The 12,321-nt window shown below is 61.6% G+C and carries 11 protein-coding genes and 4 tRNA genes; 14 read left to right on the forward strand and 1 reads right to left on the reverse strand.

Features of this window, described 5'->3' with window-relative positions; translation table 11 throughout:
- The first annotated feature begins 108 nt into the window (after positions 1-108).
- The 8 genes from rsmC (at position 109) to AAHB08_RS17585 (ending at position 4,951) form a co-directional block, all read left to right on the forward strand.
- Positions 109-1,137: a 16S rRNA (guanine(1207)-N(2))-methyltransferase RsmC gene (rsmC, locus tag AAHB08_RS17550; protein ID WP_342059642.1), complete on the forward strand. Its 1,029-nt coding sequence runs from the start codon at positions 109-111 to the stop codon at positions 1,135-1,137.
- 106 nt (positions 1,138-1,243) lie between these two features.
- Positions 1,244-2,503, forward strand: a complete 1,260-nt coding sequence (glgC, locus tag AAHB08_RS17555; RefSeq protein WP_264358400.1) for a glucose-1-phosphate adenylyltransferase — start codon at positions 1,244-1,246, stop codon at positions 2,501-2,503.
- On the forward strand, positions 2,493-3,953 hold the full coding sequence (gene glgA / locus AAHB08_RS17560) for a glycogen synthase GlgA (protein WP_342059643.1): 1,461 nt from the start codon (positions 2,493-2,495) through the stop codon (positions 3,951-3,953). The genes glgC and glgA overlap by 11 nt, the downstream gene beginning before the upstream one ends.
- A gap of 116 nt (positions 3,954-4,069) precedes the next feature.
- Positions 4,070-4,155, forward strand: a tRNA-Leu gene (locus AAHB08_RS17565).
- Positions 4,156-4,206: 51 nt separating this feature from the next.
- A tRNA-Leu gene (locus AAHB08_RS17570) sits at positions 4,207-4,292 on the forward strand.
- A gap of 46 nt (positions 4,293-4,338) precedes the next feature.
- A tRNA-Leu gene (locus AAHB08_RS17575) sits at positions 4,339-4,424 on the forward strand.
- A gap of 71 nt (positions 4,425-4,495) precedes the next feature.
- Positions 4,496-4,581: transfer RNA gene (locus AAHB08_RS17580), tRNA-Leu, on the forward strand.
- A 103-nt stretch (positions 4,582-4,684) separates the two neighbouring features.
- Positions 4,685-4,951: a late competence development ComFB family protein gene (locus AAHB08_RS17585; RefSeq protein ID WP_139433918.1), complete on the forward strand. Its 267-nt coding sequence runs from the start codon at positions 4,685-4,687 to the stop codon at positions 4,949-4,951.
- Between the two features lie 7 nt (positions 4,952-4,958).
- Here AAHB08_RS17585 and AAHB08_RS17590 read toward each other — a convergent pair whose 3' ends face one another.
- Positions 4,959-5,168: a hypothetical protein gene (locus tag AAHB08_RS17590; RefSeq protein ID WP_041206801.1), complete on the reverse strand. Its 210-nt coding sequence runs from the start codon at positions 5,166-5,168 to the stop codon at positions 4,959-4,961.
- Between the two features lie 304 nt (positions 5,169-5,472).
- Between AAHB08_RS17590 and nhaC the strand changes: the two genes are divergently transcribed.
- From nhaC to AAHB08_RS17620, 6 genes are all read left to right on the forward strand, one after another.
- Complete coding sequence (gene nhaC, locus AAHB08_RS17595) at positions 5,473-6,882, forward strand: Na+/H+ antiporter NhaC (protein ID WP_139433917.1); 1,410 nt, start codon at positions 5,473-5,475, stop codon at positions 6,880-6,882.
- A 105-nt stretch (positions 6,883-6,987) separates the two neighbouring features.
- Positions 6,988-7,911, forward strand: a complete 924-nt coding sequence (locus tag AAHB08_RS17600; protein WP_025328378.1) for a LysR family transcriptional regulator — start codon at positions 6,988-6,990, stop codon at positions 7,909-7,911.
- 197 nt (positions 7,912-8,108) lie between these two features.
- Positions 8,109-9,254 (forward strand): ABC transporter substrate-binding protein, encoded by a 1,146-nt coding sequence (locus AAHB08_RS17605; RefSeq protein WP_342059644.1) that lies wholly within the window; start codon positions 8,109-8,111, stop codon positions 9,252-9,254.
- Positions 9,255-9,517: 263 nt separating this feature from the next.
- Positions 9,518-10,531, forward strand: a complete 1,014-nt coding sequence (locus tag AAHB08_RS17610) for an ABC transporter ATP-binding protein (RefSeq protein WP_342059645.1) — start codon at positions 9,518-9,520, stop codon at positions 10,529-10,531.
- Positions 10,528-11,496: an ABC transporter permease gene (locus tag AAHB08_RS17615; protein ID WP_139433913.1), complete on the forward strand. Its 969-nt coding sequence runs from the start codon at positions 10,528-10,530 to the stop codon at positions 11,494-11,496. The genes AAHB08_RS17610 and AAHB08_RS17615 overlap by 4 nt, the downstream gene beginning before the upstream one ends.
- Positions 11,486-12,313 (forward strand): ABC transporter permease, encoded by an 828-nt coding sequence (locus tag AAHB08_RS17620; RefSeq protein ID WP_342059646.1) that lies wholly within the window; start codon positions 11,486-11,488, stop codon positions 12,311-12,313. Before AAHB08_RS17615 ends, AAHB08_RS17620 begins: the two co-directional genes overlap by 11 nt.
- Positions 12,314-12,321: the final 8 nt, after the last annotated feature.

Here is a 12,321-nt window from a genome sequence, read left to right on the forward strand (position 1 = left end):
CATCTCTGGATAAATAAGGTGTCTGGGCATATTTCGGGAACACAGCATAAATGTCAAGGCGAAAGCGGCCATGTATAATGGCCGCCCAAAAAAGCGTGGAGAGTCCCAATGAGCCGTCCTGTCAGTGCCGTCAGCCAGATGCTGGAACGTAATCAAGCCCTCTTTGTCGGCAAACGGCTATTGGTGTGTGGCGCCCTGGAAGATGATTACCCTCGTCAGCTGGCCGAGCTGGCCGACTCCCTGACGGTCTTCACCACAGACTACTGCTATTTCCTGAGCCAGCAGGCAGCCCTGGGTGAGCGCATCCTGTTCGATCACCAGCTCGGCGGTGCCCCTCGTTTCGATGCCCTGCTGCTGCTGCTGCCCAAGGCCAAGGCCGAGGCGCAATATCTGCTGGCCATGATGGCGCCGCTGCTCGAAAGCGGTGCCGATCTGTTACTCGCCGGCGAGAACCGGGGCGGCATCAACGGGGCCGACAAGCTGCTGGCCCCCTATGGCGAGAAGCCGATAAAGCGCGACTCCGCCCGCCGCTGCTCTCTCTATCATGGCGAGCTCGGCAAGCCGGTCGCCCCCTTCGAGCTGGATGCCTGGTTCAGCCGCTATGAGTGCCAGGCCGGCGATACCGAGCTGACCGTCATGGCTCTGCCGGGGGTCTTCAGCGCCGACGGTCTGGATCTCGGCAGCCAGATGCTGCTGGCGAGCCTGCCCCCCATGACGGGCAAGCTGCTCGACTTTGGCTGTGGTGCCGGCGTCATCGGCTCCATCCTGGCCAAACGCAACCCGGCACTGACGGTGAACATGGTGGACATCAGCGCCCTGGCGCTGGAGTCAAGTCGCCGCACCCTGGCGGTCAACGGCCTGAGCGGGCGGGTCTATGCCTCTGATGTCTATTCAGATATTGCCGAAAGATTCCAACATATCGTCTCGAATCCCCCCTTCCATGCCGGGCTCAAGACCTTCTATGCCGCCACCGAAACCTTCCTGGCAAGGGCCCCCGAGTTTCTGACCGCCGATGGCGCCCTGACCATAGTCGCCAATGCCTTCCTGCGTTACCAACCTATACTGGAGACGCACTTCAAACGAACCGAAGTGATCGCCGGCGATGGCAAATTCAAGGTGTATCTGAGCAAAGCCTAAATAAGTGCAACGGTTGTAATAAAACAAGTAGAGAGTGCCAGACGGGATCTGCTAAGGTACCAAGAAAACGTTTACCACCCCTTTAGGGGTGTTTTTTCGCGGCAACATGAAAACCTTTTCAAAGTATGAATTCAGGGAGAGAAATACGATGGCAGGCATACTCACCATGATATTGGCAGGCGGCGAAGGAACCCGACTCCAGCCACTGACCACCACCCGCAGCAAGCCCTCTGTCCCCTTTGGCGGCAGCTACCGCTTGATCGACTTCGTGCTCAACAACTTCGTCAACGCCGACTTCCTGCGCATCTATGTGCTTACCCAGTTCAAGTCCCAGTCTCTCTACCTGCACATGAAGAAGGGCTGGAACATAGTCGGCATCACGGATCGCTTCATCGATCCCATTCCGGCCCAGATGCGGATGGGCAAACGCTGGTATGACGGCACCGCCGATGCCATCTACCAGAACCTGCGCTTCATCGAGATCTCCGACCCCGAGCACGTCTGCATCTTCGGCTCCGACCACATCTACAAGATGGATGTGAGCCAGATGGTGAGCTTCCACAAGCAGAAGGCCGCCGCCCTGACCGTGGCTGCACTGCGCATGCCCATCGAGGAGGCGAGCGCCTTCGGGGTGATAGAGGTGGATCAGGAGGGCCGCATGATAGGCTTCGAAGAGAAACCCAGGCATCCGAAGCCCATCCCCGGGGATCCCACCCAGGCACTGGTCTCCATGGGCAACTACATCTTCGAGACCGAGGCGCTCTACCGCGAGCTCAAGCGCGATGCCGCCGAGGAGAACTCCAGCCACGATTTCGGCAAGGACATCATCCCCAGCCTGTTCCCCCGCGCCCCCGTCTATGTCTACGACTACAGCACCAACGTCATCCCGGGTGAGAAGCCCAACGTCTACTGGCGCGATGTGGGGACCCTCGATTCGTATTGGCAGGCACATATGGATCTGGTGGCCGACGACGCCCCCTTTTCCCTCTACAATCGCAAGTGGCCGCTGCACACCCACTACCCGCCCCTGCCCCCCGCCACCTTCATCGACACCGATGACTGCAAGGTCAAGATTGCCAACTCCTTGATCTCCGGCGGTTGCTTCATTCAGGGCAGCCAGATCCAGCGCTCCATCCTGGGTTTCCGCTGCAACATAGGCCCCTGCAGCCACATCAGCGAATCCGTGCTGCTCGGGGATGTGAAAATAGGTGAAGGCTGCTCAATTCGACGCGCCATCATCGACAAAAACGTTGAAATTGCACCCGGCACCGTGATCGGTGAGAATCTGGACCATGACAGAGAGCGATTTACCGTATCCGAAGGCGGTATCGTCGTGGTACCTAAGGGAGCAAGAGTTGGCTATTAACCCACTGAAAGTCCTGTTTGTAGCCTCGGAGGTTGAGGGGCTGGTGAAGACCGGGGGCCTGGCGGATGTGGCCAAGGCCCTGCCGCAGCATCTCGCCCGGGAGGGCCACGACGTTCGCATCATCCTGCCCTTCTACAAGACACTCAAGCGACGGGACGAAGCCACCCTCCTCGCCTCGCGCTGGTTGCCCACCCCCCAGGGGCGGGACGACATCAGCTATCGCATCTATCAGCTGGAACTGGACGGGATCTGCGTCTATCTGCTCGACTGCCCGCCCTATTTCGAGCGGCCACAGCTCTATGCCGAGAACAATCAGGCCTATCCCGACAACGGCGAGCGTTTCGCCTTCCTGGCGGCGGCTGCCCTGCACGCCTGCGAGCAGCTGAACTTCGCCCCTGACATAGTTCACTGCAACGACTGGCACACCGGCCTGCTGCCGCTGCTGCTCAAGACGCGCCACGCTCACAACTCTTTCTTCCAGCACACCCGGTCGGTCATCAGCATCCACAATGCGGCCTTCCAGGGTGTGTTCGATCGCCAGCAGTTCTGGGCCGTGCCGGAGATCCAGGACTACGAGCAGCGCATCAACTACGACTACGGTCACATCAACCTGCTCAAGTGCGGCGTGCTCTACGCGGACAAGATCAATGCGGTCAGCCCCAACTACGCCAGCGAGCTGCTGACGCACCTGGGGGCTCACGGCATGGCCAGCGTGTTCCAGCAACGGGCGAGCGACTTGCGCGGCATCCTCAACGGTTGTGACTATCAGGATTGGGATCCCGCCTTCGATCCTCTGCTGCCCGCCACCTATGACGCCGACCACCTGGCCGGCAAACACACCTGCAAACGGGCCCTGCAGCAGGAGACGGGGCTGCCCGTCGGCAACTTGCCCATCTATGGCATGGTGTGTCGTCTGACCGAGCAGAAGGGGGTGCACCTGCTCATCCCGGCGCTGGACAAGTTCCTGCAGCACCAGGTGCAGGTGGTGATAGTGGGTTCCGGCGATCCCTCCCTCGCCGCCCAGCTGCAGACCATAGCCCAGCAACATCCCGACAGGTTCGCCTTCATCAACGTCTATGACGACCGTCTGGCCCACCTGGTGGAAGCCGGCGCCGACTTCTTCCTGATGCCCTCCCTGTTCGAGCCCTGCGGCCTCAACCAGATGTACAGCCTGGCCTATGGCACCCTGCCGCTGGTGAGAGCCGTCGGCGGACTCAAGGATACTGTGGTGGACTGGGATGCCGATCCCGCCAAGGCGACCGGTTTCTGCTTCAACGATCCCACCGCCAGCACCCTGCTCGATGCCATGCGCCGCAGCCTGCTCCACTACCTGCAGGAACCCGAGCGGTTTGCTCGCGTGCAGCAAAATGCCATGCACACCCGCTTCGACTGGGCCAACTCCGTCCCCCTGTACGAGCAGATGTATCAGGACGCACTGGCCCCGGCGTGACCCAGATTGCTGAAGTTTTGTGCCCTTGATACGGCTTTATCCGTCAACAGCGAAAAAAGTCCCCTTTGGCTGTTGACGCCCCCCCAAAACTCTATAGAATCCCCCACCGCAGTGATGCGAAGGTGGCGGAATTGGTAGACGCGCTAGCTTCAGGTGTTAGTGTCCCACGGATGTGAGGGTTCGAGTCCCTCTCTTCGCACCATACTGCAACATGCTTCATCGATGGCATGTAAAACAAGATTGATGACAATGTGCGAAGGTGGCGGAATTGGTAGACGCGCTAGCTTCAGGTGTTAGTGTCCCACGGATGTGAGGGTTCGAGTCCCTCTCTTCGCACCATGCTTTTATCAGACAGCATGTAAATCCAGACTGATAACCCGAATGTGCGAAGGTGGCGGAATTGGTAGACGCGCTAGCTTCAGGTGTTAGTGCCCCCCGGGTGTGAGGGTTCGAGTCCCTCTCTTCGCACCATGATTCTGACATGTAAACACAGAGCAATGCGCTCCAACCGCATTTAAAAACCAGCTGGAGAAAATCAGTGTGCGAAGGTGGCGGAATTGGTAGACGCGCTAGCTTCAGGTGTTAGTGTCCCACGGATGTGAGGGTTCGAGTCCCTCTCTTCGCACCATTCATCATGCAAAAAGGCCCATCACGAAAGTGACGGGCCTTTTGTTTTTGCCCCTGCCATGGCTATGCTGTTGAGGATGCCATGCCACCACAGGGGTTTTCCCATGATCCTGGATACCGACATTCACAACTTCTATGAGCATCTGGTGCTCAAAGAGATAGAAAAACAAGGGCTTAACCAGACACTGACCCCTTACCAGCTGGCCGATCTCTGCTGCCTGACCCTGAACCAGCTCCCCTCTCACTACATACGCCACAATGTCGACATGATCTACTTCACCACGGATGTCGAACGCACCGAGATGGAGCAGAAGGTCATGACCTCACTGCGCCTGGCCTACGACAAGATCCAGGCCGTCCCTTCCCGCTGAACGGCTCCTATAGCCAGCTTTGCTGCCAGAGCAGGGTGACGACCCCCGTCATGCCCGCGACCGGCAGCAGGATCAGCGCTGGCCTCAGCCTGGGTTCCAGCATGACCCAGGCGGCCAGCAAGAAGCCCAGACTCCACAGGCCGTATGCCTTGTCCTGACCCCAGCCCAACACCGCCAGCAAGGCTGCCAGCAAGAGACACCGCACTATCCAGATCATGATGATGCTACCCATAGAACCAAACGATAACGATTATCGTTTGTGATTATGGAGAGTGCAATCGGACTTCTCTATGGGTTTTGGCTATTTGCCCTGTCTCGGCCTGATATTCAAAAAAAGCGCCGATGAGATCAACTAATGAGTAGATTTATCAAACATTAATGCATTTTTGCTAAATAAGTTGGGATTTCGTGCCCCGGGTTTGTGGTAGATTGCGGCCTCTTTTTGGGCCGGCCCCTCGGGATACGTGTATCCACAGGACGAGAGGGACCGACCTTGGCGAGCAAGAGTTTAGGAAGTATCTATGCAAAACCAACAAAACCACATCCGATTGCCTGGCATGGCGCAGGTCTTTGCCTGCCTGGCCATTTTCCTGGCCCTGGCCTTTTCGTTCACCAGCGTGCTCGATCTGCCGATCCAGCTGGCACTGTTCATCGCCTGGTTCGTCATCATGGGGCTCGGCATCCGGCTAGGCCATGATTACAAGTCCCTGGAGCAGGCGGCCGTCGACGGCGTCGCCAAGGGGATGGGAGCCATATTGATACTGGTCTCCGTCGGTGCCCTGGTGGGCACCTGGATCGCCGGCGGCATAGTCCCCAGCATCATCTACTTCGGCCTCAAGGTGATACACCCCTCCATCTTCCTGCTGGCGACCCTGATCATCTGCTCCCTCACCTCGCTGGCTACCGGCACCTCCTGGGGCTCTGCCGCCACGGCGGGGATCGCCATGATGGGCATAGGTCACAGCCTAGGAGTGCCTGCCCCCCTGGTGGCCGGTGCCGTGCTCTCCGGCGTCTACTTCGGTGACAAGCTCTCCCCCCTCTCCGACTCCGTGGTGCTGGCGTCGACCATGTCCAACGTCGATGTGGTGGAGCACATCAAGGGGATGCTGCCCATCAGCCTCTTCTCCTATGTCATCACGGCGGCCCTGTTCACCGTGGTCGGCATGCAGTACTCCGGCAACGTCAGCCTGGAGCAGGTCAATCTGGTGATGGAGGCCCTCGACAAGCAGTTCAACATCACGCCGCTGGCCATAGTACCGGTGATCCTGGTGCTGGGCCTGCTGGCGAACCGCAAACCCGCGTTCCCTGTGATCAGCTTCGGCGCCCTGCTCGGCCTTGTCTGGGCCATCGCCTTCCAGGACATGGACCCGGTCAAGGCGATGCACTCCGCCTACAGCCCGTTCGCCATCACCTCAGGCGTCGACTTCATCGACAACATCCTGGGTCGCGGCGGCATGGAGTCCATGCTGGGCTCGGTGGCCGTCATCATCTTCGGCCTGGGGTTTGGCGGCCTGCTGGAGAAGGTCGGCATACTGGCGGTGATCGCCAGCGCCTTCGAGAAGCGCATCAACAGCGTCGGCAGCCTGACCAGCCACACCATAGGCACCGCCTTCCTGGCCAACGTGTTCGGCTCCGCCATGTACGTGTCCCTGATCCTGACCCCCAAGATCATGGCCAAGAACTACGATCGGCTGGGACTGGCGCGCAAGAACCTCTCCCGCAACGCCGAATTCGGCGGCACCCTCACCTGCGGCATGGTGCCCTGGAGCGACAACGGCATCTTCATGGCAGGGGTACTGGGGGTGGCCACACTCGACTACCTGCCATACATGTGGCTCAGCTTCACCTGCATCATAGTGACCATCACCCTCGCCTATCTGGGCAAGGCGGTGAACCGGGTGCCGGTGATAGAGGCGGCCAGCTCCCGCTAACAGCAGGAAAAATAATGATAAAGGCGCCATCACGGCGCCTTTTGCTTGGGGGAAGTTCGGGGTTAAGCTGGCAGCCAACCTCGTCGCCCGTGGCAGGATGCCCAGATGAATTTTACCTTTCGCCAAATCCGTTACTTCGTGGCCGTGGCCGACAGCTTCTCCGTGAGCCGCGCCGCCGCCGAACTGCACATCTCCCAGTCGGCGGTCACCAGCGCCATCCGCGAGCTGGAGACCGAGCTCGGTGCCGCCCTGTTCGAGCGCAACCCGCGTGGTGTCACCCTGACGGCCCAGGGCCACCAGTTCCTGCTCCATGCCAGGCGCATTCTCGGTGCCATGACCGAAGCCGGCCAGTCCCTCAAGGCGGTGGCCCAGCAGGATCAGGGGCAGCTCACCATAGGGGTGACGACGCTGGTGGCCGGCTACTACCTGTCGGAGGCCATAGGCCGCTTTCGCCGCGCCTTTCCGGCGGTGCGCATCGAGGTGAAGGAGGACGAGCAGCCGTTTCTGGAGCATCAGATCGTCAACGGCGAGGTGGACGTGGGGATACTGATGACCAACCGCACCATACGCCAGGAGGCGTTCGATACCGAGCTGCTGACCCGCTCCCCCCTGCGGCTCTGGCTCGCCGCCAATCACCCCCTCTGCGCGGAATCGACCCTCTCCCTCAAGGCATTGGGTGACGAGCCCATGATCTCCCTCACTGCCGATCAGCTGGATCAGATCATCGGGGCCGGCCTGCGCCGCTACGGCATCTCCCCCCGCACTGTGCTGCGCACCGCCTCGGTGGAGGCGGTGCGCAGCCTGGTGGCGAGCCAGCTCGGGGTCGCCCTGCTGCCGGATTTTGCCTATCGCCCTTGGTCGCTGGAGCAGGAGCGGGTGGAGGCCCGCCCCATCAAGGAACCCATCCCTGCCATCGACATCGGCCTGGTGTGGCGTCGCGGCTCGCGGCTAGACTGGACCGCCCGCGAGTTCATCGACATAGCGCGGGATCAGAGCCGACTGCGGGCCCGCCAGCCGGCCTCCCGCTAGCCAGCGCCCTCAGGGTGATCGTTGCGCCGCCATCAAAATAAGATTCATCTGCACTCGATATAGATTTGGCAGATACCTCTGGCGTTAAAAATTGAAATTCTCATTACCACTGCCTTCTCCTACGCTCATGACTGGTTAACAGGATGTTAAGCGCCATTGCGGCATCGCATGGCTCCAGATCATGCAAGGAGAGCAAGATGAAACTGACCCCCCTCACCCTGGCCCTGATCCCCGCCCTGCTGGCAGGCCAGACCCAGGCCGCCCCGACCGAGCTCGGCAAGGGTGAAGGCCAGCTCAATATCGTGGCCTGGGCCGGCTACGTGGAGCGTGGTGAAACCGACAAGAACTACGACTGGGTGACCGGCTTCGAGAAGGAGACCGGCTGCAAGGTCAGCGTCAAGACGGCCGCCACCTCGGACGAGATGGTGGCCCTGATGAACGAGGGGGGCTTCGATCTGGTGACTGCCTCCGGCGACGCCAGCCTGCGCCTCATCGCGGGGGGCAAGGTGCAACCGCTCAATCTGGCGCTTGTCCCGAGCTACAGCAAGATAGACCCCCGCCTGCAGAATGCCCCCTGGCACACTGTGGAGGGCAAGCACTACGGCGTCCCCTACCAGTGGGGCGGCAACATCCTGATGTACAACACCAAGGTATTCCCCAAGGCGCCCGACTCCTGGGGCGTGGTGTTCGAGGAGCAGACCCTGCCGGACGGCAAGTCCAACAAGGGGCGGGTGCAGGCGTTCGACGGCCCCATCCACATCGCCGATGCCGCCCTCTATCTGATGACCCACCAGCCGGCGCTCGGCATCAAGGATCCTTACGAGCTGAACGAGGAGCAGTACAAGGCCTCTCTCGATCTGCTGCGCAAGCAGCGCCAACTGGTGGGGCGCTACTGGCACGATGCCTTCGTCCAGATAGATGACTTCAAGAACGAGGGGGTGGTGGCCTCCGGCTCCTGGCCGTTCCAGGCCAATGCCCTGATCGCCGACAAGCAGCCCATCGCCACCACTGTGCCCAGGGAGGGCGTCACCGGCTGGGCCGACACCAGCATGGTGCACAGCGAGGCGAAGAACCTCACCTGTGCCTATAAGTGGCTGGAGCACTCCCTCAACAACAAGCTGCAGGGGGATCTCGCCTCCTGGTTCGGCTCCGTGCCCGTGGTGCCTGCCGCCTGCGAGGGCAATGCCCTGCTGGGCAAAGAAGGCTGCAAGACCAACGGCATAGACAACTTCGACAAGGTGCACTTCTGGCGCACCCCCGTCTCCCAGTGCAAGAGCCAGGGGACTTGCGTGCCCTACTATCGCTGGGTTTCCGACTATATCGCCATCCTGGGTGGCCGCTGAGGCGGGTAGTTCAGCACGGCAGCCAGCGGAGGACCCGCGTGTCCTCTGCACTACCGCTGGGTTTCCGATTATATCGCCATCCTGGGTGGCCGCTGAGGCGGGTGGTTCAGCACGGCAGCCAGCGGAGGACCCGCGTGTCCTCTGCACTACCGCTGGGTCTCGGACCATATCGCCATCCTGGGTGGCCGCTGAGGCTGCTGAATCAAGGCCGATATTGGGCCGGACAGGAGTCCGGCCCGCACCTCTAGTGACAAGGACGTGCCATGACAGCCGTACAATTTGACCGGGTCAGCCGCCACTATGGCGAGGTGAAGGCGGTCGACGACATCTCCTTCCAGATCCCGTCCGGAGAATTTTTCACCCTGCTGGGGCCGAGCGGTTCCGGCAAAACCACCTGCCTGCGGATGATCGCCGGCTTCGAGTACCCGAGCGAGGGGGAGATCCGCCTGTTCGGCGAGCCCTGCTCCCGGGTGCCGCCCTATGATCGCAACCTCAATACCGTGTTTCAGGACTACGCCCTGTTTCCCAACATGGATGTGCGGGACAACATCGGCTACGGCCTGATGATCAGGGGAGTGCCCAGGGCGGAGCGTCACCGCAAGGTGGACGAGATGCTGGATCTGGTGCGCCTGCCCGGTGTCGGCAACCGCAAGCCAGGGCAGCTCTCCGGCGGCCAGCGCCAGCGCATCGCCATCGCCCGGGCCCTCATCAACCAACCGCGCATCCTGCTGCTGGACGAACCCCTGGGTGCGCTGGACCTCAAGCTGCGCGAGCAGATGCAGCTCGAACTCAAGGCGCTGCAGCGCCAGCTCGGTATCACCTTCATCTTCGTCACCCACGATCAGCAGGAGGCGCTCTCCATGAGCGACCGCATCTGCATCTTCAGTCAGGGCAAGATCGAGCAGATAGCCGCGCCGGATACCATCTACGATGCCCCGGCGACGCCGTTTGTGGCCCGCTTCGTCGGCACAGTCAACCTGTTCGAGGGTGAGCAGGCCAAACGCCTGTGCGGCGATGCACGGCAGATGATGGTGCGCCCGGAGCGGATCCGGCTCACCGAGGCCAGCATGCCGGGCTGGTCCGGCGAGATCCGCGAGGTGGAGTACCTCGGCCCCTTCGTGCGCTACCGGGTCGACCTCGGTGAGCAGCTCGAGCTTATCGTCAACCATCCCAACGAGGGGCAGGCCCGCCTGGCCCGTGGTACCCGGGTCAGCCTCAGCTGGCCTGAGCAGGCCATCCACCGCCTGAGCGCCTCAGGATCGGGGGCTCAGCCATGAGCCTCCCCCACAGTGCGAGTCTAGCCATGAGCCACGCCATCGAACCTGCACGCTTGCGGCCGCTGCGGCGCCTCTCCACCCTGCTCTACGGCCGTCCCGGCCTGCTGCTGGGGATACTGCTGGGACCGCCCCTGCTGTGGCTCGGCATCATCTATGTGGGCTCCCTGCTGATGCTGCTCTCCAACGCCTTCTTCGGGCTGGACGAGTTCAGCGGTCAGGTGCGCCACGAGCTGGGGCTGCAAAATTTCATCGCCCTGCTGCGGCCGGAAAACCTGGACGTCATCGGCCGTACCGTCGGCATGTCGCTGCTGGTGACCCTGGCCTGCGCCCTGCTCGGCTTCCCCATCGCCTACTACATGGCGCGCTACACCAGCGGCAAGACCCGGGCGCTGTTCTATGTGGGCATCATGCTGCCGCTCTGGTCCAGCTATCTGGTGCGGGTCTATGCCTGGAAGCTGATCCTGGCCAAGGAGGGGGTGGTGAGCTGGCTGGCGGACAGCCTGGGGCTGGAGTGGCTGCTGGACGGCATCCTCTCCCTGCCGGTGATCGGCGGCCCTTCGCTGTCGTTTTCGCGGCTCGGCACCTTCATCGTCTTCGTCTACGTCTGGCTGCCCTTCATGATCCTGCCCATCCAGGCGGCGGTGGAGCGGATCCCGCGATCCCTCTTGGAGGCGAGCAGCGATCTGGGGGCGACCCCGGCCCAGACCTTCCGCACCCTGATCCTGCCGCTGGCGCTGCCCGGCGTGGTGGCGGGCTCCATCTTCACCTTCTCCCTGACGCTCGGGGACTACATCATCCCCGGCATCATAGGCAACTCGACCATGTACATAGGTCAGGTGGTCTACATGCAGCAGGGCACGGCGGGCAACCTGCCCTTCGCCGCCGCCTTCTCCCTGGTGCCCATCCTTATCATCGCCGTCTATCTGGCGATCGCAAAACGCCTGGGGGCCTTCGATGCGCTCTAATCAATCCATGCGTCAAAGTCAGCAACCTTCCGGCCTGCTCAAATACGCCGCCATCGGCGGGCTGCTGTTTCTGCACTTCCCGATCCTGTTCATCTTCCTCTACGCCTTCACCAGCGAGAGCAAGAGCTACCAGTTCCCGCCCCCCGGGCTCACCCTCAAGTGGTTCGAGGTGACCCTGAACCGCCCCGACGTGTGGCGCGCCATCCAGCTGTCGCTGGAGGTGGCGGGGCTGGCGACCCTGGCGGCCATGGTGCTCGGCACCCTGGCGGCAGGGGCCATCGCCCGCAGCCGTTTCTTCGGCCAGGAGGTGGTGTCGCTCTTGCTGGTGCTGCCCATCGCACTGCCCGGCATAGTCACCGGTATAGCGCTGCGCTCTGCCTACGGCATGATGGAGATCCCGTTCAGCTTCTGGACCATCGTTATCGGCCACGCCACCTTTTGTGTGGTGGTGGTCTACAACAACGCCCTGGCCCGTTTTCGCCGCACCAACCAGTCGTTGATCGAGGCGTCGATGGATCTCGGGGCCGACGGCTTCCAGACCCTGCGCTATGTCATCCTGCCCAACCTCGCCACGGCGCTGCTGGCGGGGGGCATGCTGGCCTTTGCCCTCAGCTTTGACGAGGTGATAGTCACCACCTTCACCGCGGGCCAGCAGACCACGCTGCCCATCTGGATGTATCAGGAGCTGATCCGTCCACGGGATAGGCCCGTCACCAACGTGGTGGCCCTCATCATAGTGGCCGTGACCACCATTCCCATTCTGCTTGCCTACTACCTCACCCGCGACGGCCAGGACGTCGCCGGCAGTGGCAAATAACGACTCAA

Origin of the sequence: Aeromonas sp. OTU364 (genome assembly GCF_038440395.1) — a bacterium.
Taxonomy (GTDB): domain Bacteria; phylum Pseudomonadota; class Gammaproteobacteria; order Enterobacterales; family Aeromonadaceae; genus Aeromonas.